The following is a 26,485-nucleotide window of genomic DNA, read 5'->3' as shown; positions in this document are numbered from 1 at the left end:
AAACGTAGGAGCGAGCGCAGCTCGCGATGCGCCGCGCGGGCGGCGCTCGATTTCCCAGACGCGGCAACTGCAATGGCGAACACCAAACGACCCTCTACCCAAGCAATCCAAACCAACCGCCCCGGCTCGCGCCCTCCCAGCCAAGCATCAATGCCCCGCCGTCTTGGAAAACACCTGAATCACCACCACGCCCCCAACAATCATGGCCATGCCCAGCATGGCGGGCACGTCCAGCTTCTGCCCATAGATCACCAGTGCCGCCACGCTGATCAGCACGATGCCCAAACCTGACCAGACAACGTAGGCAATCCCCACCGGAATGCTGCGCACCACCAGCGTCAACATCCAGAACGCGATCCCGTAGCCCACCACCATCAACAGCAGCGGCAACGGCGTGCTTAGCCCTTTGACCGCTTTCATCGAAGCAGTGGCGATAACTTCGGCGCAGATGGCGATGGCGAGGTACGTGTAAGCATTCATGACGGTTTCTCCTGATGATGCACGCATTCTAGAGGGTGCCAGGATGCGGTAAAGTCATTACCTATCTGGTATGGAGATAGGTTAATGGCCGAGCTATGGAACCTGGAGCAGCTGCGCACCTTCCTGCGCGTGGCGGAGCTGCGCTCATTCTCAGCAGTAGCGCGGGAGCAGGGCAGGGCGCAGTCCGCAATCAGCAATGCCATCGCCTTGCTGGAAGCTGACCTTGGCGTCACGCTGTTCGAGCGCAGCAGCGGACGGCAGCCGAAACTCACTGAAAACGGCAGTGCCCTGTTGGCCGATGCCCGCGAGTTGTTGCGCCAGTGCGAACGCCTGGACGGCCGTGCCCTGGCACTGATGCGCGGCCAGGAAGCCCTGCTGCGGGTGGCTCAAGACGAAGCCATGCCCTACCAGCCCGTCATCGACAGCCTGGATGAACTGGCCAGCCGTTACCCGTTTCTAGAGGTGCAACTGGCCAGCGGCGCCCAGGGTGACGTAGCGCGCAAACTGGTCGAGCGGCGCGCTGACCTTGGCCTGTTTTTCCACCACGAAAGCATGCCGGCATCGCTGGAGCGGCGTGCCCTGGGGAGTGTGGAGATGGTAACCGTGTGCGCCGTTGACCACCCACTGGCGCAGGCCGGCCCGGTGACCCGTCAGCAACTGGCACGCCACCGCCAGTTGCTGGTTACCCCCCAGCAGAGCGGCTACCCGGGCGGCGAGGCAATCAGCCCGCAGGTGTGGCGGGCCGACAGCTTTTACGCCATGGCCGAATTGCTGATGCGCGGCCTGGGTTGGGCCTGGCTACCGCGGCATGTGGTGCAATACCCGACCTATCAGGCGCACATGGTCGAGCTGGCCAGCGAATGGCGTCCACCGGCATTGGTGGTGGAACTGGCCTGGCGCCGGGACGAGCCACTTGGGCCCGCCGCACAGTGGCTGGCCGAGCGCTTTGCGGTACACCTGCGTGCTATCGGGTAAACTCCGCCGTCATGAACAGAACTCTCTATACCTTGTTGTTTCACCTCGGTCTGCCACTCGTTGCGCTGCGCCTGTACCTGCGTGCGCGCAAGGCGCCTGCCTACGGCCAGCGCGTGGGTGAGCGCTTTGCATTCAAACTGCCAGCCATGCGCAAGGGCGGTATATGGGTACACGCGGTGTCGGTGGGTGAAAGCATCGCCGCAGCGCCGATGGTGCGCGCATTGCTCAAGGCCTACCCGCAGTTGCCGATTACGCTCACCTGCATGACCCCAACCGGTTCGGAGCGTATTCGCGCCCTGTTCGCCGACGAACCCCGGGTGCAGCATTGTTACTTGCCCTATGACCTGCCATGGGCGGCTGGGCGTTTTCTGGACCATGTGCAGCCGAAACTGGGCGTGATCATGGAAACCGAGTTATGGCCCAACCATATCCATCAGTGCGCCAAACGCTCGATCCCGGTCGCGCTGGCCAATGCGCGGTTGTCGGAGCGTTCGGCCCGTGGCTATGGCCGCTTTGCCAGGCTGACCCGGCCCATGCTGGCCGAGATGAGCCTGATTGCGGTGCAGACCGAAGCGGAGGCCGAGCGTTTCCGCACCTTGGGTGCGCGCCCGCAGTGCGTCCAGGTGACGGGGTCGATCAAGTTCGACCTGCAAGTCGACCCGCAACTGCTGCCCCGCGCCAAGGCGCTGCGCGAGCAGTGGGGGGCAGCCCAGCGGCCGGTGTGGATCGCCGCCAGCACCCATGAAGGCGAAGACGCACTGATTCTCCAGGCTCATCAGCAGTTGCTGAAGAGCCATGCCGATGCATTGCTGATTCTGGTGCCGCGCCACCCCGAGCGCTTCGCTGCCGTGCATGCCCTGTGCAGCGAGCAGTTCGCAACGGTACGCCGCTCCGCTGGGGACGCTGTGCAGGGCCAGAGCCAGGTGCTGTTGGGCGATACCATGGGCGAGTTGCTGTTCCTTTATGCCCTGGCCGACATCGCCTTCGTGGGTGGCAGCCTGGTGGCGACAGGGGGGCACAACCCGCTGGAGCCCGCCGCGCTGGCGCTACCGGTGCTGATGGGGCCGCACGTGTTCAACTTCCTCGAAATCAGCGCAATGCTGCGCGAGGCCGGGGCGCTGCAGCAGGTGGACGATGCCGACGGGCTGGCCCAGGCGGTGCAGCGCCTGGTCGAGTTACCGGAGGATGCCCAGCGCATGGGCGAGGCGGGCAGGGCAGTGATGCGGGCCAACCAGGGGGCGTTGCAGCGGTTGATCGATGGGTTGAATGGGTTGTTGAGGTAAGGCCGCCGCCACGCGGCCCACGTTTCAGCGCCTGCGCTCGAAGTTCTTGGCCGCCGCCGCCGCCAGGTCCGGCGGGAGGAAATCCTTGTCCGGGTTGTAGTCCGGTTTCAGGTACCGTTTCAGATCCTGCAGGTCTTGCGGGCTGAGCGTGCCGGCTGCCTGCTTGAGGCTCAGGCTATCGAGGATGTACGCATAGCGGCTGTTGTTGTAATCCCTCACCGAGGTATACAGCTGGCGCTGCGCATCCAGCACGTCAACGATGTTGCGCGTGCCCACCTGGTAGCCAATTTCAGTGGCTTCCAGCGCACTCTGGTTGGAAATGATCGACTGCTTGCGCGCCTGCACCTGCTCCACGTCGGTATTCACCGCCCGGTGCAGGTTGCGGGTGTTTTCCACCACCTGGCGGCGCAGGCTCTCACGCTGTTGTTCGCTCTGGCTGAGGCGCTGGTAAGCCTCGCGCACCTGGGAGCTGGTCAGGCCACCGCTGTAGATCGGGATGTTCAGTTGCAGGCCCACCGTGGTCTGTTCCACGTCACCGCCATAGCGCACGCCCAGCGGCGACGGGTTGCTGAACCCCAGGTTGTCGTTGTCGCCCTTCTGGTACTTGGCCACTGCATCCACCGTAGGGGCGTGGCCGGCCTTGCGCTGGCGCAGGGTTTCTTCAGCGGCAGACACCGCGTAGTTGGTGGCCAGCAGGTTCAGGTTCTGCCGGCCTGCGGTTTCTACCCAGGCCTTGGCGTCGTTAGGGGTCGGCACCTGCACTGGCAGGCTGTGCACCACGCCCTGAATCGACGTGTACTCACGGTTGGTGAGGGTGACCAGGGCCTGGAAGGCATCCTGCACCTGGCGGTCGGCAATGATGCGGTTGGCCCTTGCGGTGTCGTAGCTGGCTTGGGATTGCAGCACGTCGGTCTTGTCCGACAGGCCCACGTCGAAGCGTTCGTTGGACTGGTCCAGTTGGCGCTTGAGTGCGGCCTCTTCGGCTTTGGTCGCGGCCAGGTTGTCCTGGGCGCGCAAGACTGCGAAGTAGCTTTGCGCGGTCTGCAGGATCAGGTTCTGTTCGGTGGCCGACAATTCCAGTGCGGCCTGCTCGTTGACTGCCTCGGCAGCCTGCAACTGGAACCAGCGATCGGCGCGGAAGATCGGCTGGGCCAGTGTCGCGCTCCAGGCGTTGCCGCTGCGGGTAGAGGTGATCGAGGGCTCGTCGAGCTTGGTGCGCGTGTTCATCATCTCGGCACCCGCCGACAGGTTGGGCAGCAACCCGGCACGGGCCTGGGGCACCACTTCGCGCCGCGCGCCATAGTCGGCGCGGGCTGCCGCCAGGTCGGCGTTGTTGTCCACGGCTTCCTGGTACACGCTGACCAGGTCGGTCTTCACCGTTGGGGGCACGTCTGCTGCCCAGGCCATCGCGTTGGATGCACAAGACACGGCGAGGGCCAGTGAAAGTTTGCGCAGCATAGGTGCAATCCTTGTACGAAATGTAATTACTGAACTGTTGAGTATCGTGCGATGACGCAGTGTAGTGCGGTGTGCACCGGGCAACAATCGCCTATTCACCGCCGATCGTCCGGGCCGATAGCCGCTTGGCTTTGCGGGCCACTCCAGTCTAGACTGCGCATGTTCTTGTCGGGGTGCCTTGAAGCAAAGGCTGAGATCGCATAGGTGCGGATCCCGTTGAACCTGATCAGGTTAGCGCCTGCGTAGGGAACAAGATTGCTCGCCTTCCCGGGGAGCCTCTTGTGCCAGGTCCGGGAATGTCTCAGCTGCTTGCGGCTGTTGGCACCTCGTCTTTGGCACCGCACCCGTCTAGGAGTGCATCCGCGTCCTTCAGGTTCACCCCGACATTCCACCGCTTGGAAGCCGTCTGGAGAGCCTGTGATGACCAAACAAGAAAAAGCGATCAACCTCAGTGAATCGGCCCAGGTCGATCAGCAGTCCGTGCAACCGTTTCCGCGCTCGCGCAAGGTGTATGCCGAGGGTTCGCGCCCGGACATCCGTGTGCCCATGCGCGAGATCAGCCTGGACGACACCCCCACCGATTTTGGTGGCGAAACCAACGCCCCGGTGCTGGTCTACGACACCTCCGGCCCCTACACCGACCCCAGCGTGCTCATCGACGTGCGCAAGGGTCTGGCCGATGTGCGTTCGGCCTGGATTGAGGCACGCGGTGATACCGAGCGCCTGGCCGGGCTCAGCTCCCACTTCGGGCAGGAGCGCCTGAACGATGCCGAACTCGCCAAGCTGCGCTTCGCCCACGTGCGCAACCCGCGCCGGGCCAAGCCCGGTGCCAACGTCTCGCAGATGCACTATGCCCGCCAGGGCATCATCACCGCCGAAATGGAATACGTGGCCATCCGCGAGAACATGAAGCTGCAGGAAGCCCGGGCCGCGGGCCTGCTGGCCGAGCAGCACGCCGGGCACAGCTTTGGCGCCAGTATCCCGCAGCAGATCACCCCGGAGTTCGTGCGCGATGAGGTTGCCCGTGGCCGTGCGATCATCCCGGCCAACATCAACCACCCAGAGCTGGAGCCGATGATCATAGGCCGCAACTTCCTGGTGAAGATCAACGGCAATATCGGCAACAGCGCACTCGGTTCCTCCATCGAGGAGGAGGTGGCCAAGCTGACGTGGGGCATCCGCTGGGGGTCGGACACGGTCATGGACCTGTCCACCGGCAAGCACATCCATGAAACACGCGAGTGGATCATCCGTAATTCGCCAGTGCCGATTGGCACCGTGCCTATCTACCAGGCCCTGGAAAAGGTCAACGGCGTGGCCGAAGACCTCACCTGGGAGCTGTTCCGCGATACCCTGATCGAGCAGGCCGAGCAGGGCGTGGACTACTTCACCATCCACGCCGGGGTGTTGCTGCGCTACGTGCCGCTGACCGCTAAGCGCGTCACCGGCATCGTCAGCCGCGGGGGTTCGATCATGGCCAAGTGGTGCCTGGCGCACCATCAGGAGAACTTCCTCTACACCCACTTCGAAGAAATCTGCGAAATCATGAAGGCCTACGACGTCAGCTTCTCGCTGGGCGATGGGCTGCGCCCGGGGTCGATTGCCGATGCCAACGACGCGGCCCAGTTCGGTGAGCTGGAAACCCTGGGCGAGCTGACCAAGATTGCCTGGAAGCACGACGTGCAATGCATGATCGAAGGCCCCGGCCATGTGCCCATGCAGTTGATCAAGGAGAACATGGACAAGCAGCTTGAATGCTGTGACGAAGCGCCGTTCTACACCCTTGGCCCGCTGACCACCGATATCGCACCGGGCTACGACCACATCACCTCGGGCATCGGTGCGGCGATGATCGGCTGGTTCGGCTGCGCCATGCTCTGCTACGTCACACCCAAGGAGCACCTGGGCCTGCCGAACAAGGACGACGTGAAGACCGGCATCATCACCTACAAGATCGCCGCCCACGCTGCGGACCTGGCCAAGGGCCACCCCGGCGCGCAGATCCGTGACAACGCGCTTTCCAAGGCACGCTTCGAGTTCCGCTGGCAGGACCAATTCAACCTGGGCCTGGACCCGGACACCGCCCGCGCGTTCCACGACGAAACCCTGCCGAAGGAGTCGGCCAAGGTCGCGCACTTCTGCTCCATGTGCGGGCCGAAATTCTGCTCCATGAAGATCACCCAGGAAGTACGCGAGTACGCCGCCAAGATCGAAACCGTTGACGTTACGGTGGAGCAGGGCATGCGTGAGCAGGCCGAGCGGTTCCGCCAGGAAGGCAGTCAGCTGTACCACAAGGTGTAACCGGCTTTACACCTGCACCGAAGCGGCTAGCCCCTTCGCGGGTAAACCCGCTCCCACAGGAATGTGAACTGCTCTGTGGGAGTGGATTTACCCGCGAAGAGGCCAGCCGCTTCAGCACCCATCTCAACCTTCTCGGCGATCACAACAATGACCACCCCCAGCCCGTTCTCCCCCGACCACCCGGTCCCCGCTGCCAGGCGCATCTTTGGCGCTCGCGACTTGTTCTCCCTGTGGTTCTCCCTCGGCATCGGCCTGATGGTGCTGCAAGTCGGCGCCATGTTGGCACCGGGCCTGGGCCTTGCCGGCGCGGTGCTTGCCATCGCCCTGGGCACAGGTGTCGGGGTGCTGCTATTGGGCGCCGCCGGGGTGATCGGCAGCGACACCGGGCTGTCCGCCATGGGTACCCTGAAGCTCAGCCTGGGCAGCCATGGCGCACGGTTACCGGCGCTGCTCAACCTGCTGCAACTGGTGGGTTGGGGCGCCTTTGAAATCATCGTCATGCGCGACGCCGCGAGCCTTTTGGGCGCACGCGCGTTCGGCGAAGACAGTGCCTGGAATAGCCCCATGCTGTGGACGCTGTGCTTCGGCGCCCTGGCCACCGCGCTGGCAGTCAGCGGGCCGTTGGCCTTCGTGCGCAAGATCTTGCGCGCCTGGGGTATCTGGCTGCTGCTGGGCGCCTGCCTGTGGCTGACCTGGAACCTGTTCGCCAAGGCCGACCTGGCCGCCCTGTGGAACCGCAGCGGCGATGGCTCGATGTCGCTGGCGGTGGGCTTTGACATCGTCATCGCCATGCCCCTGTCATGGCTGCCGCTGATCGCCGACTATTCGCGCTTTGCCCGCGATGGCCGGCAGGTGTTCGGCGGCACGGTGCTGGGCTACTTCATCGGCAACACCTGGCTGATGAGCCTTGGCGTGGCCTACACCCTCGCCTTCGCTGCCAGCGGTGAGGTCAATGCCTTGCTGCTGGCCTTGGCGGGGGCGGGTATGGGCATCCCGTTGCTGCTCATCCTGCTGGACGAATCGGAAAAGGCCTTCGCCGATATCCATTCGGCAGCGGTGTCCAGCGGCGTGCTGGTGCCGGTCAAGGTCGAGCACCTGGCCCTGGTGATCGGTGTGCTGTGCACCCTGATTGCCTTGTTGGCCCCGCTGGCCCAGTACGAGAACTTCCTGCTGCTGATCGGTTCGGTGTTCGCGCCACTGTTCGGCGTGGTACTGGTGGACCATTACGGGGTGCGCCGTCGCCGCCTGCCGGCCCAGGCCACCCCATTGCACTGGCCAGCGTTGCTGGCCTGGGGGATCGGCGCGGTGGCCTACCACGTGATCGCAGCGCAGGCGGCGGACCTGGGGGCTACCCTGCCGGCGGTGCTGCTGGCAGGGCTGACCTACGGTGTACTGAGCCTCAGCCGCGGCCGGGGAACAGTTCAGGCTTGATCACGCCGTTGAGGCGCGGGTAGGGGATTTTCAGCTCTACATGGCCCATGGAATACGGCGCGATGGCGTACACCTCGTACTTCACCACCACCGCGCCGTAGGTCAGGGCAATGTGCGGCGAACGTTTGAACGGCCAGGTCTTGAGGAACTCGGCGTCCTTGTCCATGCCGACGCTGATCAGCCAGGCACGGTGGGACTCCTCGACGGTCTTCCAGAACGTGTCTTCCTGGCCGGGTACCAGCATGTCCTGCAAGGTCAGCACCTTGTCCAGCTTGCGTGAGTAGTTGATGAACGCGCGGCCCGGCATGCCATGGGCACCGCCGGTGTCCAGGTAGCTGGACAGTTCGACGATCACCAAGCCGTCATGCTGCTCGCGTACCTTGGCCTGCAGGTAGCTGCTGTTGCGCTTGTCGGCGCTGGCCAGGTACTGCTGCTCGTAGGCTTGCAGGGTGGCCGGTGCGCTGCCGCGTGCGTTGTCTTCGGTCAGCTGAAGCAGGCGTTTTTCAACGATTGCGTCAAGCTTGGGCAGCGCCGGGAAGTGCACGGTATCTATGTTCACCAGCGGGCAGTCACGTTCGCTGCAGCCGGGTTTCACGTGCTCCCAGGCCTCGCGCTTGACCTCGAGGGGGGCTCGGTAGTTGGGCGCGAACAGGCTCTGGCAAGCACCCAGGGCCATGGCCAGCACAGCCACGGAAGTCAGTTTGACAAGTGTCATGATGATCCTTGCAAGAACAGGGAAAAGTCGGCCTTTGACTGTCGGCGCGGCCTTCAGTTCGCCACTAAGCTAACAGAGACACGGCCTGCTGTCCCGTGTGCCCCAACGGTTGCTGCTGGGGGGTGAAACGTGCCAGCGTGCAGAGTAGGATGGCGCGAAGCGGTATCGAGGTAATGAGGATTTCCATGTCAGACACGTTGAATTCAGTGCCCCGGGCGGTCGAGATCGTCAAGCGGGCCAACTGCTTCCAGGGCTTCTACAAGCTCGACAAGCTGCAACTGCGCCATGAGCTGTTTGCCGGTGGCATGGGGCGCGAGATCAGCCGTGAGCTGTTCGTGCGCCACGACGCGGTGTGCGTACTGCCCTACGACCCGCAACGCGATGAAGTGGTGCTGATCGAGCAGTTTCGCGTCGGTGCCCTGGGCAAGGCCGACAACCCCTGGCTGATCGAGATGGTTGCAGGGTTGATCGACAAGGACGAGCAGCCCGAAGAGGTCGCCCACCGCGAAGCCGAAGAAGAGGCCGGCCTCACCTTCAGCGCGCTGTGGCCGATGACCCGCTACTTCCCCTCACCGGGCGGCAGTGATGAATACGTCCACCTGTTCCTGGGCCGTTGCAGTGCCGAGGGGGCGGGTGGCCTGCATGGCCTGGAGGCCGAAGGCGAGGACATCCGCGTGCGCGTCTGGTCGTTCGAGGATGCCCTGCAGGCGGTGCGTGACGGCCGTATCTGCAACGCCGCTACCATCATTGGCCTGCAATGGCTGGCGCTGAACCGTGACGAAGTCCGGGGTATGTGGAAGTGAACCTGTTGCGCGAGCGCTACCGGGTCGACCTGGCCGGGCTGCAGGCCGCCTGCGAAGCCAATTACGCCCGGCTGATGCGGCTGCTGCCCGACATGCGCAGCACCCAGAGTTCGCGCCGCATCGGCATGACCCAGGGCGATCAGATGCTCGGTGTGCTGGTGCTCGAAGTGGTGCTGGCCTGCCCCTATACCACCACCTTGCGCGTGCGCCAGGAGCACAGCCTGCCCTGGCTGCCGGTACCGGTCATGGAGGTGCAGGTGTACCACGATGCGCGCATGGCCGAAGTGGTCAGCGCCGAGCATGCCCGCCGGCTGCGCAGCATCTATCCCTACCCCAATGACGCCATGCACCAGCCGGACGAAAAGGCCCAGCTCAATCTGTTTCTGGGTGAGTGGCTGAGCCACTGCCTGGCCTGTGGCCACGAACTGGCAAGCGCCCGCTGAAAGGAGACGGCCGTTGCCGCACCTGAACCCTGCCGGCACCGTGAATGTGGTGCAACTGACCGATGCTCACCTGTTTGCCGACCCTGGCGGCAGCATGCTGGGCCTGAATACCCGTGACAGCCTGCGCCATGTGGTGGCCCAGGCATTGCGCGAGCAGCCGGACACCCACCTGCTGTTGTGCACCGGTGACCTGTCCCAGGATGCCAGCGTTGCGTCTTACGCGGCGTTTCGCCAACTGACCGAAGGCTTTGCCGCACCTGCCCGCTGGTTGCCAGGCAACCATGACGAAGCCCAAGTCATGGCTCAGGTTGCGCCCGAGTTGGTGCAACCCGTTACAGACCGGGGCGCCTGGCGCATCATCATGCTCAATACGGCCGTGCCGGGCGCCGCTCACGGCTGGCTCGACGATGCCCAGTTGGCGCTGCTGGATGCCGCGCTGGCCAGTGCGGGCGGGCGGCACTGCCTGGTGTGCATGCACCATCAACCCGTGGACATCGGCTGCGCCTGGATCGCCCCCATCGCCCTGCGCAACGCCCCGGCGCTGTTCGCAGTGGTGGCGCGTTACCCACAGGTGCGCGCCTTGCTGTGGGGTCACGTGCACCAAGAATGGGATGAATGGCGCGAGGGCCGACGGCTACTGGCTACACCTTCTACCTGCATCCAGTTCGCGGCGCGCAGCGAGGACTTCCAGGTAAGCCACGAGCAGCCAGGCTACCGCTGGCTGCGCCTGCATGCCGACGGGGTGATCGAGACGGGGGTTGAGCGGGCGCGGGACTTCGTCGTGGCGCTGGACTTCGACAGCCCAGGGTACTGACGGGTACGCCAGCGCTGAGCGTTAAAAGTGTTGCCAAACCCGCCACGCAGCGTCAAAACCCGTCGAACGCGCTACACTGCGCGTCCCTGCGCCGGCGTCACCAGGCGCGAAGTCACAGATTCCGGGGGCAGCATGTCGGGTTCCATCCTCTATATCCATGGCTTCAACAGCTCGCCGCTGTCCACCAAGGCGCGCCAGCTGGAGGCTGTCATGCAGCAGATCGGCCTTGCCGAGCAGTTGCGCCTGCCTGCCTTGCACCATCACCCACGCAATGCCATCACCCAGCTCGAAGCTGCCATCGCCGAGCTGGGCGCGCCGTTGCTGGTCGGCAGTTCGCTGGGCGGCTACTATGCCACCCACCTGGCCGAGCGCCATGGCCTTAAGGCGTTGCTGATCAACCCGGCCGTAAACCCGCACACGCTGTTTGACGGCTACCTGGGCACCCAGCACAACCACCATACCGGCGAGGCCTGGGAACTCACCCACGACCACGTCCAGGCCCTGGCCACGCTGGAGGTACCACCGCCCGCTGACGCCAGCCGTTACCAGGTCTGGCTGCAAACCGGCGACGAAACCCTGGACTACCGGCATGCCGAGCGCTACTACCGCGCCTGTGCCCTGCGCATCCAGGCGGGTGGCGACCACAGTTTCCAGGGCTTCGCCGAGCGGCTGCCGGCCTTGTTGGCGTTTGCCGGCATTGAGCGCGCGCAGTATGCGGCCCTCGATTTTTCTGTATTTTGATTTTTTCGCATTCACCAGACTGACGACGAGACCCCATGGCCAATCCCAGCGCTAGCGCCTATAACGCAGACGCCATCGAAGTCCTCTCGGGCCTTGACCCGGTCCGCAAGCGGCCGGGCATGTATACCGATACCAGCCGCCCCAACCACCTGGCCCAGGAAGTCATCGACAACAGCGTCGACGAAGCCCTGGCCGGCCACGCCCGTTCGGTGCAGGTGACCCTGCATGCCGACCACTCGCTGGAGGTCAGCGACGATGGCCGTGGCATGCCGGTGGACATCCACCCCGAGGAAGGGGTTTCCGGCGTTGAGCTGATCCTGACCAAGCTGCACGCCGGCGGCAAGTTCAGCAACAAGAACTACCAGTTCTCCGGCGGCCTGCATGGCGTGGGCATCTCGGTGGTGAACGCCTTGTCCACCCAGGTTCGTGTGCGCGTGAAACGTGATGGCAACGAATACCAGATGACCTTCGCCGATGGCTTCAAGGCCAGCGAGCTGGAGGTGGTCGGTTCGGTGGGCAAGCGCAACACCGGCACCAGCGTGTATTTCAGCCCGGACCCCAAGTACTTCGATTCGCCCAAGTTCTCTGTCAGCCGCCTCAAGCACGTGCTCAAGGCCAAGGCCGTGCTGTGCCCGGGCCTGCTGGTCACGTTCGAAGACAAGACCAGCGGCGAGAAAGTGGAGTGGCACTACGAAGATGGCCTGCGCTCCTACTTGGTGGATGCGGTCAGCGAGTTCCAGCGCCTGCCCGACGAGCCGTTCTGCGGCAGCCTGGCCGGTAACAAGGAAGCGGTGGACTGGGCCCTGCTGTGGCTGCCCGAAGGCGGAGACAGCATTCAGGAAAGCTACGTCAACCTGATCCCCACCGCCCAGGGCGGTACCCATGTCAATGGGCTGCGCCAGGGCCTGCTCGACGCAATGCGCGAGTTCTGCGAGTTCCGTAACCTGCTGCCCCGTGGCGTGAAGCTGGCGCCGGAGGACGTGTGGGAGCGCATCACCTTCGTGCTGTCGATGAAGATGCAGGACCCGCAGTTCTCCGGGCAGACCAAGGAGCGGCTGTCTTCCCGCGAGGCGGCGGCGTTCGTTTCCGGCGTGGTCAAGGATGCCTTCAGCCTGTGGCTCAACGCCCACCCCGAGCTGGGCATGCAGTTGGCCGAGCTGGCCATCAGCAATGCTGGGCGGCGCCTGAAGGCGAGCAAGAAGGTCGAGCGCAAGCGCATCACCCAGGGGCCGGCACTGCCTGGCAAGCTGGCGGACTGCGCAGGCCAGGACCCGATGCGCGCCGAACTGTTCCTGGTCGAGGGTGACTCGGCCGGCGGCTCGGCCAAGCAGGCGCGGGACAAGGAGTTCCAGGCCATCCTGCCCCTGCGTGGCAAGATCCTCAACACCTGGGAAGTGGATGGCGGTGAAGTGCTGGCCAGCCAGGAAGTGCACAACATTGCCGTGGCCATTGGCGTAGACCCGGGGGCCACCGACCTGGCACAGCTGCGTTATGGCAAGGTATGCATCCTGGCCGACGCCGACTCCGACGGCCTGCACATCGCCACCCTGTTGTGTGCCTTGTTCGTCCAGCACTTCCGCGCCCTGGTCGAGGCCGGGCACGTCTATGTGGCCATGCCACCGCTGTACCGCATCGACCTGGGTAAGGAAATCTACTACGCCCTGGATGAAGCCGAGCGCGACGGCATCCTCGACCGCCTGGTGGCCGAGAAGAAACGCGGCAAGCCCCAGGTTACGCGCTTCAAGGGCCTGGGCGAAATGAACCCGCCCCAGCTGCGCGAAACCACCATGGACCCGAACACCCGGCGCCTGGTGCAACTGACCCTGGACGACGTACAGACCACCTGCGAGCTGATGGACAAACTGCTGGCCAAGAAGCGTGCGGGTGACCGCAAGGCCTGGCTGGAAACCAAAGGCAACCTGGCCGAGGTCATGGTTTGATCCGTCTGCTTCTGGCGGCCTTGCTGGCGCTGGCGGCCCTGCCGAGTGTGGCAGACGAATGGCCCGAGTTGCAGTTGGTCGCCGAGCACCCCATCGACGGCATGCGTGCCGGCAACATGTCTGGCCTGGCCCAGTGCCGGGGCAGCCTGTGGGGGGTGTCGGACCGTGATGACGACCGCATCTACCGCCTCGACCAGCAAGCCAGCGTGTGGCGTGCCGAACCTCTGCTGTTCAACCCGCCAGCGGTACCGGAAAGCGGCTTGCCATGGGGGCTCAAGACCCGCACCTGGCTTGCGGGCCTGGTGCGCGGTGGCGAGCTGGATTTCGAGGGCCTCACCTGTGACAAGGCGGGCAACCTCTACCTGGTCAGTGAGGCCCATGCAGCGGTGCTGCAACTGCCCGAGGCGGGTGAGCCGGGCTGGCTGAAGATTGACTCGGCCATGGTGCGCCAGGCCCGTGCCAGCGGCATGTTGCTGAACTTCAATGCGTTGTTCGAAGGACTGGCGATCAACCCGGCAGGTGACCGCCTGTGGCTGGCGGCAGAGCGTGAGCGCCGTGGCCTGGTGGCCATCGAACGGCAGCAGTCGGTGTGGTCCTGTGGCCGAGGCTGTGTGCTGCTCAGCGAAGCCGGTACCGAGATGCAGCCCGCGCAGATGCCCAATGCCCGGCCGCGTTCGCGGGACTTTGCCGACCTGGCCTGGTTCGAGGGCAAGCTGTTCACGCTTGAGCGCAATGCCTACCGTATTTGCCGGCGCGACGTAGACACTGGTCAGGTGGAGCGTTGCTGGTCGTTCGCTGCCGATGCACTGGTTGAGCACCGCCGTTACGACCAGCCGTTCGGCGTGGCCGAAGCGCTGGTGATCGATGCCAAAGGCGCCTGGGTCGGCCTGGACAACAACGAGGGTGCGAGGGCCGACGGCGAGGCACGCCCCATCGTCTGGCGCTTCGCCGCGCCGCAAGGCGGCTGGAGCGCCAAGCCATGAGCCAGGCCCCCGGCAGGCGTGCGGGCAGGGTACTGATGATCCTGGCCTGGGCGGCCGCGTTGTTTTTGGCCACCCGCTACTTTGGTGACTGGGAAGACCGCCAGCGCAACCCCAACGCCCAGGTCCAGTCGTCCCATGGGCAAGGCTTTATCGAGGTGCGCCTGCTGGGCAATGGCCAGGGCCACTTCGTGGCCGATGGCGCCATCAATGGCCAGGTAGTGCACTTCATGCTCGACACCGGTGCCACGGACGTGGCCGTGCCCGAAACCCTGGCTGGCAAGCTGGGGCTCACCCGCGGCAGCCCCGTGGTGCTGAGCACCGCCAATGGCCGGGCCGCCGGTTACAGCACGCGCCTTGCAGACCTGCAACTGGGTGATATCCACCTGCAGAACGTGCGCGCGGTGGTGATACCCGGCCTGGACGACGACACCGTGCTGCTGGGCATGAGCGCCCTGAAACAACTTGAATTTACCCAGCGCGGCGGCACCATGCTGTTGCGCCAGAACCTGAAATGACGAGGCTCGCATGAGCGACTTACAAGACAGCCTGGATGGCGTAGAACGCCGCTCACTGGCTGACTTCACCGAACAGGCCTACCTCAACTACTCCATGTACGTGATCATGGACCGCGCCCTGCCGCACATCGGTGACGGCCTCAAGCCCGTGCAGCGGCGCATCGTGTACGCCATGAGCGAGTTGGGGCTGGACGCCGACGCCAAGCACAAGAAGTCGGCGCGTACGGTGGGTGACGTACTCGGCAAGTTCCACCCCCACGGTGACTCGGCCTGCTACGAAGCCATGGTGCTGATGGCGCAGCCGTTCAGCTACCGCTACACCTTGGTCGACGGCCAGGGTAACTGGGGCGCGCCGGACGATCCCAAGTCGTTCGCGGCCATGCGTTACACCGAGGCGCGCCTGTCGCGCTACGCCGAAGTGCTGCTCAGCGAAGTGGGCCAGGGCACCGTGGACTGGGTACCCAACTTCGATGGCACCCTGCAGGAACCGGCCGTGCTGCCGGCGCGCCTGCCCAACATTCTGCTCAACGGCACCACCGGTATCGCCGTGGGCATGGCCACCGACGTGCCGCCGCACAACCTGCGCGAAGTGGCCAGTGCCTGCGTCCGTTTGCTGGACGAGCCCAAGGCTACCATCGAGCAACTGTGCGAGCATATCCAGGGGCCGGATTACCCGACCGAGGCGGAAATCATCACGCCGCGGGCCGAGATCCTGAAGATGTACGAAAGCGGGCGCGGCTCCATTCGCATGCGCGCCGTGTACCGCGTCGAAGATGGCGATATCGTCGTGACCGCGCTGCCGCACCAGGTCTCCGGTGCCAAGGTGCTGGAGCAGATTGCCGCGCAGATGCAGGCCAAGAAGCTGCCGATGGTGGCCGACCTGCGGGACGAGTCCGACCACGAGAACCCCTGCCGCATCGTCATCATCCCGCGTTCCAACCGGGTGGATGCGGCTGAGCTGATGCAGCACCTGTTCGCCACCACCGACCTGGAGAGCAGCTACCGGGTCAACGTCAACATCATCGGCCTGGACGGCAGGCCGCAGCTGAAAAACCTGCGTGCCCTGCTGCTGGAGTGGCTTGAGTTCCGTACCAACACGGTGCGCCGCCGCCTGCAGCACCGTCTGGACAAGGTGGAAAGGCGCCTGCACCTGCTGGATGGCTTGCTCACCGCCTTCCTCAACCTGGATGAAGTGATCCACATCATCCGCACCGAAGACCAGCCCAAGCAGGCCCTCATCGCCCGTTTCGACCTGACTGAAATCCAGGCCGACTACATTCTCGAGACCCGCCTGCGCCAGTTGGCCCGTCTGGAAGAAATGAAGATCCGCGGCGAACAGGACGAATTGCTCAAGGAGCAGGCCAAGCTCCAGGCCCTGCTGGGTTCCGAGGCGAAGCTGCGCAAGCTGGTGCGCAGTGAGCTGATCAAGGATGCCGAAACCTACGGGGACGACCGCCGTTCGCCGATCGTCGAGCGTGCCGAAGCCAAGGCCCTGTCGGAAAACGAGCTGATGCCGACCGAGCCCGTCACCGTGGTGCTGTCCGAAAAAGGCTGGGTGCGGTGTGCCAAGGGGCACGACATCGATGCCACGGGCCTGTCGTACAAAGCCGGCGATGGCTTCAAGGCTGCCGCTGCCGGGCGTTCCAACCAGTTTGCCGTGCTGATCGACTCCACAGGGCGCAGTTATTCGCTGGCGGCCCACAGCCTGCCGTCTGCCCGGGGGCAGGGCGAGCCGCTGACCGGGCGCCTGACCCCGCCACCGGGTGCCACCTTCGACTGCGTTTTGATGCCCGAAGACGATGCACTGTACGTGGTGGCATCCGACGCGGGCTATGGCTTCGTGGTCAAGGGTGAAGACCTGCAGGCCAAGAACAAGGCCGGCAAGGGCCTGCTGAACCTGCCCAACGGTGCCAAGGTGATGACCCCGCGCCCGGTGGCCAGCCGTGAGCAGGACTGGCTGGCGGCGGTGACCACCGAAGGGCGGTTGCTGGTGTTCAAGGTCAGCGACCTGCCGCAGTTGGGCAAGGGCAAGGGCAACAAGATCATCGGGGTGCCGGGTGATCGGGTGGCCAGCCGTGAAGAGTTCGTCACCGATATTGCCGTGATCGCCGAGGGCGCCACGCTGGTGCTGCGGGCTGGCAAGCGCACGCTGTCGCTCAAGGCAGATGACCTGGAGCACTACAAGGGCGAGCGTGGCCGACGCGGTAGCAAGTTGCCACGTGGCTTCCAGCGGGTCGACGGGTTGCAGGTCGAGCTCCCGGCCTGACGCCCGCAAGGCCCGCATTGGCGATTTCACCGCCTGTGCGGGCAGAAATGCTGGAGTCGGGCCGCCATTTCGCGGATGATATGCCCCTTGCGGCGCCGGCGTAGCCGTGCGCCCGTTTGAATAATTGTGTATCACTGCGGTATGCCTGAAGGCATCCGCTTGGATGGGATGATGAAATTTCTGCGCATTCCTTTTGCGCTGTTGATGACTGGCTTGCTGGGCCTAGGTGGGTGCACCATGCATCAGCCTGTGGCCCTGTACCAGCTCGACAGCGGTGAGCCTGGCCAGCCGTCGCAGAGTGCTGGCATGGCTGTGGTGCTGGGCCCTGTCTCGGTGGCCGACTACCTGCAACGCGAAACCTTTCTGCAACGCCAGGCTGACGGCAGCCTGAGCGCCGCCACCGATGGCCGTTGGGCCGGTAGCCTTTCTTCGGACATCGACCAACTGCTTGTCCGACAGCTGGCCTGGCGCCTGGACAGCCAGCGTGTGGTATTGGCGCCGGCCACAGCGGGTTTCAGCCCGGATGTGCAGGTGCTGCTGTCGATCACGCGGCTGGACTCAGGCAAGAACCAACCGGCCATTCTGGATGCCCAGTGGCGCGTACTCGACCGCCGCGGCCAGGTACGTGACAACCGCATCGTTCATCTTGAGCAACAGCACGAGGGCAGCGAAGCATCCCAGGTGCAGGCCCAGGGCCAGTTGTTGCAAAAGCTGGCTGAGCAGCTGAGCACGGCCGTGAAGCCTCTGGCCAACCAGCCAGCGATTGCCGAGGTTGCGCCGAAAAAACCTGCTGCACCTGCGCAGGTGAAGAAGCAGCCTGAGAAATCGAAGATCCCCATGGCGTCCCCGATTCGTACCGATATGGAAGTCTATCGGTTCTGATCTTGGCGTTAAGTAAGAAAAAGCCCGCTGATGCGGGCTTTTTTGCGTGTGGCTGCTGGGGTGGGTGTCAGACCCGGCCCTCGTGCATGCGCGCCAGTTGCCGCTCGAGCATGGAGGGGTAGGGCTCCATCAGGCGCTCTACGCAGCACGCGCCTTCTGGGCTGGCGATGGGGCGGATGCGGGCACGTTGGCGGATCAGCGCGTCGTCGCTGATCTTGCGTTCCACCAGCAGCAGGTTGCGGCTGTGCTGCGACAGGGCCAGTGCGTCCTGTACCTTTTCTGCTATCAGCACGTCCACCAGCTCCAGCCCGTGCAGGTCGTTACCCAAGGTCAGGCCGAGCTGCAATTGCAGGGTGATGCCGCTGTCGGCCACCTCGATTTGCAGCGCATGGCCCAAGGCGCGCAGCAGCTCGCCGCAGCAGATGGCATTGGTCAGGTAGTCCTCACCGCACTCGCGGCTGTGGAACAGCACCAGCGTGCTGCCGTCATTGAGGGTGTGGGTTTCACCGTCATACAGCGAGGCGGCTTGCTCCAGGCAGTCCTGGTAGCGTTCGGTCAGCTCGGCCAGGCGGGTACGTGGTAGGCGCCGCAGCTGCTCCTGCGAGCCCAGCTGCACGGCCAGTATGGCGCTGAACTGCGGTTCATCCGACTCGATGGGCAGCGGTTTGGTCGCTTCGTCATCCAGCAGGCCGGCAAAGGCATCGTCATCGTCTTCGTCCACTGCAGCCGGCCTTGCCCGTGGTGCAGGCTTGGCGGCAGGTGCGCTGTGCAGGTCATGCTCCAGCTCGTCCTCGTCTTCCAGCTCCGGTTCCGGCTCTGGAGGCGGCGGCGGGGCCAGGCGGGCGTGCAGCTGGCGGGCGATATCGCCGATCTCGTCCTGGCGGTCGGTGGCCGGGGTGTAGTGCTGTGGGTCACGCAGCCACACCCGCAGTTGCAACAGTGGCAGGGTGATGTAGCGGCCCTGGCGCAGGCTGAGGGTAAGTGCCAGTACCAGCAAAATGGCGGCCAGGATGCCCATGCTCTGCAGGCTGATCAGCATGGGTTGCTGGAACTGACTCATGTCCAGGCTGATGCGCAGTTGCCCGGCGGTGACGTCCTGGAAGGTGATCTTGGTCTGATAGACCCCCTCGGTTTCCCCGATCAGGCTGTTGCGCGGGCGCTGCCCGGCTTCGGCGAGGATGCGGTTGTCGACGCTATAGATAGCCGCATGGGCCACCAGCGGGTTCTTCACCAGGTTGCCCAGCAGCACATTGAGGCTGAGGATGTCGTTGGCCACCAGCAGTTCGGTCGCCGAGGTGGCTGTCTGCGTGGTCAGGCTCTGCCCCAGCGCGTCGGCTTGCTCGTGCATGGCCTGCTTGAACTGCAAACCCATCACGCAGGCATAGATCACCAGCGCCAGGGCCACCAGGAAGATGTTGGTGCAGGCGATGCGCAGTGCCAGTGGCACGCGACGTTGACTCAGGGCGCGATAGATCATCAGGAAGAAGTTGTCTGCTTTGACGGGCGTGGGCCGGTTCACTGAGCTCGGCTCTTAATGGCATGAAGTGGGGGGCAGTATAGCGACCCGGGTTTTGTCGGCAAAGTATCGTTGGCGCCCGATGGTCACGGAAAGTCGGTAGAATGCGCATTTTTCATCGAAGTCGGAGCCAGGTTGTGCGCGAAATCGTCCTGATCAACATCACCGGTGAAGATCGCCCCGGTCTCACTGCTGCCATCACCGGCGTCCTGCTGCAGGGCGGGGTGAGCATTCTCGACATCGGCCTGGCGGTGATGCACGGCACCTTGTCGTTCGGCATCCTGGTGGACATCCCCGACAACGAAGTGGCCACCAAGCTGTTGCAGAGCGTGCAGGCCAAGGCCCACGAGCTGAACCTGCAGGCGCGCTACACGCCGATTTCCGAGGCGGATTACCAGCAGTGGGCCGACGGCCACGGTGACGCGCGCCACGTGGTGACCCTGCTGAGCCGCAAGATCACCCCGGACCAACTGCAGCAGGTCAGTGCGGTGATCAGCCAGCACAACCTGACCATCGAGCGCATCGAACGGTTGTCTGCCCGTGTGGCGCTGGATGCCGATACCAGCAAGGGCAAGGCGGCCATCGAGATTTCGGTGCGCGGTGAGCCTGATGATGCCCAGGCGTTGCGGGCCGAGTTCTTTGCCTTGTCCGAAGCGCTCAGCATCGACATTGCTTTCCAGAAGGACGACCTGTTCCGCCGCAACCGCCGCCTGGCGGTATTCGACATGGACTCGACGCTGATCGAGGCCGAGGTGATCGACGAACTGGCCAAGGCGGCGGGCGTGGGTGAGCAGGTGGCGGCGATCACCGAGCGGGCGATGCGCGGCGAGCTGGATTTTCGCGCCAGTTTCAAGGAGCGCATGGCGCTGCTCAAGGGCCTGGACGTGGGTGTGCTGGACCAGATCGGTGCGTCGCTGCGCCTCACCGAAGGGGCGGAGACCCTGTTTGCCGAACTCAAGCGGCTGGGCTACAAAACGGCCATTCTGTCGGGCGGCTTCACCTATTTTGCCCGCCAGGTGCAGGCGCGGCTGGGCATCGACTATGTGTTTGCCAACGAGCTGGAAGTGGTCGACGGCAAGGTGACCGGTGTGGCGGTGGAGCCGATCGTTGACGCTCAGCGCAAGGCCGAGCTGCTGCAGAAGCTGGCGAGCGAAGAGGGCTTGCAGCTTGAGCAGACCATCGCCGTGGGCGATGGCGCCAACGATTTGCCGATGTTGTCGCTGGCAGGGCTGGGCGTGGCGTTCCGCGCCAAGCCGCTGGTGCGCCAGTCGGCCAAACAGGCCATTTCGACCCTGGGGCTGGATGGGGTGTTGTACCTGCTGGGCCTGCGCGACCGCGACGCGCAGTCGGCGTAGGCGCAGCGTTAGCCGCCTGCTGCGGGGGTGAACCCACTCCCACACGCAGGCGGCGTTATCCCCAGCAGGACATCAGGCTGGCAGGCCGAGCTGCTGCCCCATGCGCACGGCCGAGGCTGCGCCCAGCGATTGCGCCCACTTCACCTGCTGTGGCCCGAACAGGACGATGGCAGTCGAACCCAGCTTGAAGCGGCCCAGTTCGGCACCTTTCTCCAGGTGGATGGGCGCGCGGCTGGCGTCGTCGTAGCGGTAGGTTTTCAGCTCACGTTTGGGTGGCGTCACCAGCCCTGCCCATACGGTCTCGATAGAGGCCACGATCATCGCCCCCACCAGCACCACCGCCATCGGGCCGCGCTCGGTGTCGAACACGCACACCACGCGCTCGTTGCGCGCAAACAGCTCTGGCACGTTCTCTGCCGTGGTCTGGTTTACCGAGAACAACCGGCCGGGCACGTACACCATCTCGCGCAGGGTACCTGCCAGCGGCATGTGCACGCGGTGGTAGTCCTTGGGTGACAGGTAGATGGTGGCAAACTCGCCGCCCATGAATGGCGCAGCCATGGCCGGGTCGCCGCCCAGCAGTTCCTGGGCGCTGTAGCCGTGGCCCTTGGCCTGGAAGATGCGGCCGTGCTCGATGGGGCCGAGCTGGCTGACTGCACCGTCTGCAGGGCACAGGATGCTGCCGGGGGTGTCGTCCAGCGGCCGTGCACCTGGCTTCAGGGCGCGGGTGAAGAAGGCGTTGAAGTGCTCATAGGCGCTCAGGTCTTCGACCAGCGCTTCGGTCATGTTGACCTGGTAGCGTTTGGCGAACCAGGCGGTAAAGGCATTCTTGAACCAGCGCACACGGCACTCGGCGACGCAGCCGGCCAGCCGTGACAGCAGGTGGTGCGGCAGCAGGTACTGGCTGATGATGAACAGACGGGATTTCATGCAGGTTCCTTAGACTTCTACAGGCGTGTCCGGGTGGTTGCCCCATTCGCTCCACGAGCCGGCATAGGCTTTGACACGTGGGTAGCCGAGGGCCTTGGCCACCAGGTAGGTGAAACCGGAGCGGCGGTGGGTCTGGCAGTGGGTGATCACTTCCTTGTCCGGGGTGATGCCCAGTTGCTGCAACACCTGGGCGATGTCAGGGCGGATGCGCAGGTGGTCGTTGAGGTCCATGCCGGCGGTCCACTCGAAGTTGATCGCACCGGGTATGTGCCCGCCCTTGGCCGCCAGCACTTTCTCGCCACTGAATTCCTGCGGACCGCGGGCATCCCAGATGACCAGGTCGTCGGCGCCCAGGCGGCTTTGCAGGTACTCGCGGGTGGCAGTGGGCGTATTGTCGATGTGCAGTGCCACTGGCGTAGTGCCCTTGGCCGGGGCCTCGGTGGACAGTTTGTCCGCAGGCCACGCCTGGATGCCACCATTCAGGTAGTGGTAGCGCGTGTGGCCGATCACGTCGAGCAACCAGATGAAGCGCCCGGCCCAGCCGCCGCCGTCATCGTCGTACACCACGTACACCGCATCATCACGGTGGCCCAGCTCACCGAACAGTTTTTCCAGGTCGCCCAGCGCTGGCAGCAGGCCAGGGGCCGGTGGCTGACCGAGCTGGGTGCGTTTGCCGTCGACAAAGTGCGCGCCCGGGACATGGCCACTGACATAGCGGTTGGCGCTGCTCAGGTCGACCAGGATCAGCTGGGGCGAAGCCAGGCGTGGCAGCAGGTCTGCGGGCTCGATCACCAGCGGCAGGCCGGAAAAGTCGCTCATCCACGGTCTCCAGTGTGCAAAGAGGGGCGATTGTAGCGCAAGGCTCAGGCCTTGCGGTTGGCAAACACGGTCAGGGCCCGCTCGATGCATTGTGCGGTCTTGCCGAAGGCCTGCACGCTGATATCGGCCATGGGCCTGCAACCCTGGTCGGCCACCATCAGCATGAGTACCTGGTCATTCACCGCCAGGGAGCGCAGCAGCACGTGCTCGCCGCGGAACAGGGCACGCAGTGGGGCGGGCAGCAGGGCGTTGAACTGGGTGTGGTTCTCGGGGGTAATGCGCAACTGCCCCGCCTGGGCCATCAATTTTTGTAACAGCTTGTTCGGCGCAACGGGCAGCACCAGGCTCGCGGCCTCTTTGGGCAGGCCGGCCACCTGCTGCACGCGCAGGCAGTCGTTGGCCCGGTCGAGCCCGAGCAGCAGTACGCGCTGCATGCCGCAGGCCAGCAGGGCTTCGCGTGCCTGGGTGGCGAGGTGGACGGTGTTGGTGAACGGGGTCGGCTGGGCCAGCAGGTCCTGGCAGAGCGTGCGCCAACGTGCCAGGTCGTCACTGGTAGGGGGCGGCGGTGCCAGCATATCTGGGTGCGGTCGGCGCTGGTGCCAGGGCCAGATCAGCGCCTCGGCGGGGTGGAACAGCGCCAGCCTGGCATGGCGGCGGGCACTGGCAGCGGCCTGCTGGTGCATTTGCTGCTGCACGTCTTCCAGCGACGTCTGCAGGTAAAGCGCGGTCAGCAGTTGCCAGCGCAGCAGGTGCGGGTTGTCCCAGCCCACCTGAGCGGCCAGGGCCAGGTTGTTGGCCAGCAGTACGGTGTTGGCCGGCTGGTTGAACCAGCGGCGCAGGCCGGGCTCGGCGTCCAGCCTGTGCTGCTGGCTGAGCAGGTCTTCATCGCGGGCTATGTTCAGCACCTGTGCCAGTTGCTCGCGCTCCTCGAGCAGCAGGCGATAGCCCAGCGTGACCCACTGTGGCAGGCGCCAGTGCTCGGCCATGGCCCGGCACAGCTCCAGGATACGGACGCCAAACAGTTCATGCTCGACCTCTGCGGCCACCTCGCCTTTATGGATGACCCGCAGCTCCCAGGTGTCCAGCAGCTTGGGGTGGGCCAGCGCCAGTGGCCACAGCGGCGACAGGAACAGCAGGCTGCCCCAGTGGATTTCCTGCCAGAGCCGCGCCAGGCGGCTGGCGAACAGCCCACTGGCCTGCTGCGAGGCATGCTGGCTGATCAGCTGGAACTGGCAGAGCACCGGCGGGATGTTCTCGGCTGGCACTGATGGCAGGCGCTTGAGCAACTGCGCACTGCGCTCCAGCCCCAGGCGGTTGAGGGCCACCTCCAGGCTTTCGGCAGGCTCGGCCTGGCTGGCGTTGGTGGGGTGGTTGGCTTCACGCATCACCGACAGCACCAGGGCGGGGCTGTCCTGCATCAGTTCGGCGATATCGCGCAGTGAGCGGCGATTGTCGTTGATGGCCGCCATTACCCGGTCATAGCTGTGCTTGGGCACAGGTATGCGAATGCTTTCCAGCAGCTTTACCCAGGCCTCTAACGTACGTGGAGCCTGGCCGGGTACCTTAGTTTCGATTGGCATTTTGACATCAGTCCGAACTGGCTTTTCGCTTTGAGTGGCTATAGTCTGGCGCAGTTCTGCCGATAAGTAGAAGAAGAGTTTTGACGCTTCCGCCACATCCCCTGACCACGACAGCAAGTGCTTTGAATCTATGGCTAAAATTATCGGCATCATCGTCGTATTCGCGAGCGTGCTCGGCGGCTACGTGCTCTCCCACGGCAAGATCGCGGCACTGATCCAGCCGTTCGAAGTACTGATCATTGGCGGTGCGGCCTTTGGTGCATTCCTGCAGGCCAACCCCGGCTACATGACCATGCACGTCATCAAGAAGTCGATGAAGATGTTCGGCTCGCGCTTCACCCATGCCTACTACCTGGAGGTGCTGGGGCTGGTGTACGAGATTCTGAACAAGAGCCGCCGTGAGGGCATGATGGCCATCGAGGCCGACATCGAGGATGCCTCGGCCAGCCCGATCTTTGCCAAGTACCCGACCGTGCTGGCCGATGAACGCATGACCGCGTTCGTCTGCGACTACCTGCGCATCATGTCCACCGGCAACATGGCCCCGCATGAGCTCGAGGGCCTGTTCGACATGGAGCTGCTGAGCATGAAGGAAGAGCTGGAGCACCCGTCGCATGCGGTGACCGGCGTGGCCGACGGCATGCCCGGCTTCGGTATCGTGGCTGCGGTGCTGGGTATCGTGGTGACCATGGCCTCGCTGGGCGACGGCGACCAGGCGGCCATCGGCATGCACGTAGGCGCGGCGCTGGTGGGGACGTTCTTCGGTATTCTGGCGGCCTACGGCTTCTTCGGCCCGTTGGCCAAGTGCCTGGAGCACGATGCCAAGGAGGAGCTGAACCTCTACGAATCGATCAAGGCTTCGCTGGTGGCGTCGGCCTCGGGGATGCCGCCATCGCTGGCCGTGGAGTTCGGGCGCAAGGTGCTGTACCCCAAGCATCGCCCCAGCTTCTCCGAGCTGGAACAAGCGGTACGCGGTCGCTGATCCATGGAAAACAACCAGCCCATCATCGTCAAGCGCGTAAAGCGCTTTGGCGGCGGCCATCACGGCGGCGCCTGGAAAATCGCCTTTGCCGACTTCGCGACGGCTATGATGGCGTTCTTTCTGGTGCTGTGGCTGCTTTCCACGGCCACGCCGGAGCAGAAGATTGCCATCGCCGGCTACTTCAAGGACCCGATCGGTTTTTCGGAAAGTGGCACGCCTTACGTCATCGACCTGGGCGGGTCGCCTGAACTGGCCCCGGAAAAAACCATCAACCCGACGGAGAAGTCCGAGCCTACCCCCGACAACACCATCGAGGTGAACAAGGACCAGGTTGAAACCATGGCCGAGCAGGTTGAGCGGGAGCGCCTGGAGCTGCTGCTGCAAGAGCTGCAGAACAAGGTGGAAGAGAACCCGCAACTGCAGAAGTTCAAGGATCAGATCCTGTTCGAGATCACCCAGGACGGCCTGCGTATCCAGATCATGGATGCCGAGAACCGGCCAATGTTCGACATTGGCAGCGCGCGCCTGCAGCCGTATTTCGAAGACATCCTGCTGGCGATGGCAGACACCATCAAGACCGTACCGAACAAGATCAGTGTCAGCGGCCACACCGACGCCAAACCCTATGCGGGCACTGGCGAGTTCGGCAACTGGGAGCTGTCGGCCAACCGCGCCAACGCGGCGCGCCGGGCGCTGGTGGCCGGCGGGTACCCGGACGATCAGGTGGCGCGGGTGGTGGGCTATGCGTCGTCATCGCTGTTCGACCGCAAGAACCCGTTCAACCCGGTGAACCGCCGCATCGACATCATCGTGCTGACCAAGAAGGCCCAGCGTGATATCGAGGGCGAGCAAGGTTCGAAACAAGCGCCCGCCGCCCCAGCGTCGGCGCCCGGCGCTGCGGCACCCGCTGCGCCCACGGCCGACAATGACAACGACCAGGCGCCCATGCAGCCCCGCGAGTTGCGCCAGAAGCTGAATATCTTTGAAGATGGCGCGCTGAAGATGGATGAAGCCAAGGAGCAATAGGCCTTTGGCGGTATCAGGGCTGACGGCTGTTTGGCGTAACGGGTGCAGCGCCTGCGGGATCGAGCGCCGCCCGCGCGGAGCTCGGGCTCGTAGGCGCAGATCATGTTGTGGCGAACACTTGGCGGCCCTGATGCAATCTCAGCCCGGGACCCTTCACCGGCAAAATGCGGTTGGGCTGGGGGGTATTCGCCTTTACAGGTGCAGCGCCTGGGAAATCGAGCGCCGCCCGCGCGGCGCATCGCGAGCT

23 protein-coding genes and 1 riboswitch are annotated in these 26,485 nt (G+C 64.5%); of the genes, 16 read left to right on the top strand and 7 right to left on the bottom strand.

What is annotated here, in order from left to right; all coding sequences use genetic code 11:
• Positions 1 to 147 precede the first annotated feature (147 nt).
• Positions 148 to 480, bottom strand: a complete 333-nt coding sequence (locus tag IAE33_RS22110) for a DMT family transporter (protein WP_201165191.1) — start codon at positions 478 to 480, stop codon at positions 148 to 150.
• An 84-nt stretch (positions 481 to 564) separates the two neighbouring features.
• Here IAE33_RS22110 and IAE33_RS22105 point away from each other — a divergent pair, with 84 nt between their 5' ends.
• Positions 565 to 1,455, top strand: a complete 891-nt coding sequence (locus IAE33_RS22105) for a LysR family transcriptional regulator (protein WP_028631866.1) — start codon at positions 565 to 567, stop codon at positions 1,453 to 1,455.
• A gap of 11 nt (positions 1,456 to 1,466) precedes the next feature.
• Positions 1,467 to 2,738 carry a lipid IV(A) 3-deoxy-D-manno-octulosonic acid transferase gene (gene waaA, locus IAE33_RS22100; RefSeq protein ID WP_201165189.1) on the top strand — a complete coding sequence of 424 codons (1,272 nt, stop codon included), beginning with the start codon at positions 1,467 to 1,469 and terminating at the stop codon, positions 2,736 to 2,738.
• Positions 2,739 to 2,762: 24 nt separating this feature from the next.
• On the opposite strand, the gene IAE33_RS22095 is transcribed toward waaA, so the two are convergent.
• The gene (locus IAE33_RS22095; RefSeq protein ID WP_201165188.1) at positions 2,763 to 4,196 is read right to left on the bottom strand and encodes a TolC family outer membrane protein; all 1,434 of its coding nucleotides are present in this window, start codon (positions 4,194 to 4,196) and stop codon (positions 2,763 to 2,765) included.
• Positions 4,197 to 4,355: 159 nt separating this feature from the next.
• Positions 4,356 to 4,462: riboswitch (TPP riboswitch) on the top strand.
• A gap of 154 nt (positions 4,463 to 4,616) precedes the next feature.
• Here IAE33_RS22095 and thiC point away from each other — a divergent pair.
• Positions 4,617 to 6,497, top strand: a complete 1,881-nt coding sequence (gene thiC / locus IAE33_RS22090; RefSeq protein ID WP_201165186.1) for a phosphomethylpyrimidine synthase ThiC — start codon at positions 4,617 to 4,619, stop codon at positions 6,495 to 6,497.
• Positions 6,498 to 6,644: 147 nt separating this feature from the next.
• Positions 6,645 to 7,928 (top strand): putative hydroxymethylpyrimidine transporter CytX, encoded by a 1,284-nt coding sequence (gene cytX / locus IAE33_RS22085; RefSeq protein ID WP_201165184.1) that lies wholly within the window; start codon positions 6,645 to 6,647, stop codon positions 7,926 to 7,928.
• On the opposite strand, the gene IAE33_RS22080 is transcribed toward cytX, so the two are convergent.
• Positions 7,897 to 8,643, bottom strand: coding sequence for an RsiV family protein (locus tag IAE33_RS22080; RefSeq protein ID WP_201165183.1), 747 nt, complete (start codon positions 8,641 to 8,643; stop codon positions 7,897 to 7,899). The two genes, cytX and IAE33_RS22080, sit on opposite strands and share 32 nt — an antisense overlap.
• A gap of 185 nt (positions 8,644 to 8,828) precedes the next feature.
• Between IAE33_RS22080 and IAE33_RS22075 the strand changes: the two genes are divergently transcribed.
• The 9 genes from IAE33_RS22075 (at position 8,829) to IAE33_RS22035 (ending at position 18,030) form a co-directional block, all read left to right on the top strand.
• The gene (locus IAE33_RS22075) at positions 8,829 to 9,446 is read left to right on the top strand and encodes an NUDIX domain-containing protein (protein ID WP_028631860.1); all 618 of its coding nucleotides are present in this window, start codon (positions 8,829 to 8,831) and stop codon (positions 9,444 to 9,446) included.
• The gene (locus IAE33_RS22070) at positions 9,437 to 9,889 is read left to right on the top strand and encodes a DUF1249 domain-containing protein (protein ID WP_028631859.1); all 453 of its coding nucleotides are present in this window, start codon (positions 9,437 to 9,439) and stop codon (positions 9,887 to 9,889) included. The genes IAE33_RS22075 and IAE33_RS22070 overlap by 10 nt, the downstream gene beginning before the upstream one ends.
• A 40-nt stretch (positions 9,890 to 9,929) precedes the next feature.
• Positions 9,930 to 10,703, top strand: coding sequence for a 3',5'-cyclic-AMP phosphodiesterase (cpdA, locus tag IAE33_RS22065; RefSeq protein WP_201165193.1), 774 nt, complete (start codon positions 9,930 to 9,932; stop codon positions 10,701 to 10,703).
• 132 nt (positions 10,704 to 10,835) lie between these two features.
• Positions 10,836 to 11,444, top strand: a complete 609-nt coding sequence (locus tag IAE33_RS22060) for a YqiA/YcfP family alpha/beta fold hydrolase (RefSeq protein ID WP_201165181.1) — start codon at positions 10,836 to 10,838, stop codon at positions 11,442 to 11,444.
• Between the two features lie 35 nt (positions 11,445 to 11,479).
• Entirely contained in the window at positions 11,480 to 13,384 is a 1,905-nt protein-coding gene (parE, locus tag IAE33_RS22055; RefSeq protein WP_028631856.1) for a DNA topoisomerase IV subunit B, read from the top strand.
• Positions 13,381 to 14,367, top strand: a complete 987-nt coding sequence (locus tag IAE33_RS22050) for an esterase-like activity of phytase family protein (protein ID WP_201165179.1) — start codon at positions 13,381 to 13,383, stop codon at positions 14,365 to 14,367. The genes parE and IAE33_RS22050 overlap by 4 nt, the downstream gene beginning before the upstream one ends.
• Complete coding sequence (locus IAE33_RS22045) at positions 14,364 to 14,882, top strand: retropepsin-like aspartic protease family protein (protein ID WP_028631854.1); 519 nt, start codon at positions 14,364 to 14,366, stop codon at positions 14,880 to 14,882. Before IAE33_RS22050 ends, IAE33_RS22045 begins: the two co-directional genes overlap by 4 nt.
• Before the next feature lie 10 nt (positions 14,883 to 14,892).
• Entirely contained in the window at positions 14,893 to 17,148 is a 2,256-nt protein-coding gene (parC, locus tag IAE33_RS22040; protein ID WP_201165177.1) for a DNA topoisomerase IV subunit A, read from the top strand.
• A 171-nt stretch (positions 17,149 to 17,319) separates the two neighbouring features.
• On the top strand, positions 17,320 to 18,030 hold the full coding sequence (locus IAE33_RS22035) for a PqiC family protein (protein ID WP_028631852.1): 711 nt from the start codon (positions 17,320 to 17,322) through the stop codon (positions 18,028 to 18,030).
• Between the two features lie 67 nt (positions 18,031 to 18,097).
• Here the strand turns inward: IAE33_RS22035 and IAE33_RS22030 are convergent, their stop codons facing one another.
• Positions 18,098 to 19,549 (bottom strand): AhpA/YtjB family protein, encoded by a 1,452-nt coding sequence (locus IAE33_RS22030; RefSeq protein WP_201165175.1) that lies wholly within the window; start codon positions 19,547 to 19,549, stop codon positions 18,098 to 18,100.
• A gap of 134 nt (positions 19,550 to 19,683) precedes the next feature.
• Here IAE33_RS22030 and serB point away from each other — a divergent pair, with 134 nt between their 5' ends.
• Entirely contained in the window at positions 19,684 to 20,901 is a 1,218-nt protein-coding gene (gene serB / locus IAE33_RS22025) for a phosphoserine phosphatase SerB (protein WP_028631850.1), read from the top strand.
• Between the two features lie 72 nt (positions 20,902 to 20,973).
• Here the strand turns inward: serB and asd are convergent, their stop codons facing one another.
• Genes asd through IAE33_RS22010 form a run of 3 tightly spaced genes read right to left on the bottom strand, consistent with a single transcriptional unit; the run spans position 20,974 to position 24,230 of the window.
• Positions 20,974 to 21,831, bottom strand: coding sequence for an archaetidylserine decarboxylase (gene asd, locus IAE33_RS22020; protein WP_201165174.1), 858 nt, complete (start codon positions 21,829 to 21,831; stop codon positions 20,974 to 20,976).
• Positions 21,832 to 21,840: 9 nt separating this feature from the next.
• Positions 21,841 to 22,650, bottom strand: coding sequence for a rhodanese-like domain-containing protein (locus tag IAE33_RS22015; protein ID WP_201165164.1), 810 nt, complete (start codon positions 22,648 to 22,650; stop codon positions 21,841 to 21,843).
• A 44-nt stretch (positions 22,651 to 22,694) separates the two neighbouring features.
• Positions 22,695 to 24,230: an HDOD domain-containing protein gene (locus tag IAE33_RS22010; RefSeq protein ID WP_201165162.1), complete on the bottom strand. Its 1,536-nt coding sequence runs from the start codon at positions 24,228 to 24,230 to the stop codon at positions 22,695 to 22,697.
• 130 nt (positions 24,231 to 24,360) lie between these two features.
• Here IAE33_RS22010 and motA point away from each other — a divergent pair, with 130 nt between their 5' ends.
• Both motA and motB read left to right on the top strand, forming a co-directional pair.
• Positions 24,361 to 25,212 (top strand): flagellar motor stator protein MotA, encoded by an 852-nt coding sequence (motA, locus tag IAE33_RS22005; RefSeq protein ID WP_028631846.1) that lies wholly within the window; start codon positions 24,361 to 24,363, stop codon positions 25,210 to 25,212.
• 3 nt (positions 25,213 to 25,215) lie between these two features.
• Positions 25,216 to 26,238 carry a flagellar motor protein MotB gene (motB, locus tag IAE33_RS22000; protein ID WP_201165160.1) on the top strand — a complete coding sequence of 341 codons (1,023 nt, stop codon included), beginning with the start codon at positions 25,216 to 25,218 and terminating at the stop codon, positions 26,236 to 26,238.
• The last annotated feature ends 247 nt before the right edge of the window (positions 26,239 to 26,485 follow it).

The sequence above is a fragment of the Pseudomonas sp. S60 genome (assembly GCF_016647865.1).
Taxonomy (GTDB): domain Bacteria; phylum Pseudomonadota; class Gammaproteobacteria; order Pseudomonadales; family Pseudomonadaceae; genus Aquipseudomonas; species Aquipseudomonas parafulva.
Note: the sequence above shows the minus strand (reverse complement) of the source record. Positions and strands in the feature narration are given on the sequence as shown.

Coding starts and splice junctions, on each gene's coding strand:
- IAE33_RS22110 (WP_201165191.1), bottom strand. CDS start 480: ATGAATGCTTACACGTACCTCGCCATCGCCATCTGCGCCGAAGTTATC.
- IAE33_RS22105 (WP_028631866.1), top strand. CDS start 565: ATGGCCGAGCTATGGAACCTGGAGCAGCTGCGCACCTTCCTGCGCGTG.
- waaA (WP_201165189.1), top strand. CDS start 1,467: ATGAACAGAACTCTCTATACCTTGTTGTTTCACCTCGGTCTGCCACTC.
- IAE33_RS22095 (WP_201165188.1), bottom strand. CDS start 4,196: ATGCTGCGCAAACTTTCACTGGCCCTCGCCGTGTCTTGTGCATCCAAC.
- thiC (WP_201165186.1), top strand. CDS start 4,617: ATGACCAAACAAGAAAAAGCGATCAACCTCAGTGAATCGGCCCAGGTC.
- cytX (WP_201165184.1), top strand. CDS start 6,645: ATGACCACCCCCAGCCCGTTCTCCCCCGACCACCCGGTCCCCGCTGCC.
- IAE33_RS22080 (WP_201165183.1), bottom strand. CDS start 8,643: ATGACACTTGTCAAACTGACTTCCGTGGCTGTGCTGGCCATGGCCCTG.
- IAE33_RS22075 (WP_028631860.1), top strand. CDS start 8,829: ATGTCAGACACGTTGAATTCAGTGCCCCGGGCGGTCGAGATCGTCAAG.
- IAE33_RS22060 (WP_201165181.1), top strand. CDS start 10,836: ATGTCGGGTTCCATCCTCTATATCCATGGCTTCAACAGCTCGCCGCTG.
- parE (WP_028631856.1), top strand. CDS start 11,480: ATGGCCAATCCCAGCGCTAGCGCCTATAACGCAGACGCCATCGAAGTC.
- IAE33_RS22045 (WP_028631854.1), top strand. CDS start 14,364: ATGAGCCAGGCCCCCGGCAGGCGTGCGGGCAGGGTACTGATGATCCTG.
- parC (WP_201165177.1), top strand. CDS start 14,893: ATGAGCGACTTACAAGACAGCCTGGATGGCGTAGAACGCCGCTCACTG.
- IAE33_RS22035 (WP_028631852.1), top strand. CDS start 17,320: ATGAAATTTCTGCGCATTCCTTTTGCGCTGTTGATGACTGGCTTGCTG.
- asd (WP_201165174.1), bottom strand. CDS start 21,831: ATGAAATCCCGTCTGTTCATCATCAGCCAGTACCTGCTGCCGCACCAC.
- IAE33_RS22015 (WP_201165164.1), bottom strand. CDS start 22,650: ATGAGCGACTTTTCCGGCCTGCCGCTGGTGATCGAGCCCGCAGACCTG.
- IAE33_RS22010 (WP_201165162.1), bottom strand. CDS start 24,230: ATGCCAATCGAAACTAAGGTACCCGGCCAGGCTCCACGTACGTTAGAG.
- motA (WP_028631846.1), top strand. CDS start 24,361: ATGGCTAAAATTATCGGCATCATCGTCGTATTCGCGAGCGTGCTCGGC.
- motB (WP_201165160.1), top strand. CDS start 25,216: ATGGAAAACAACCAGCCCATCATCGTCAAGCGCGTAAAGCGCTTTGGC.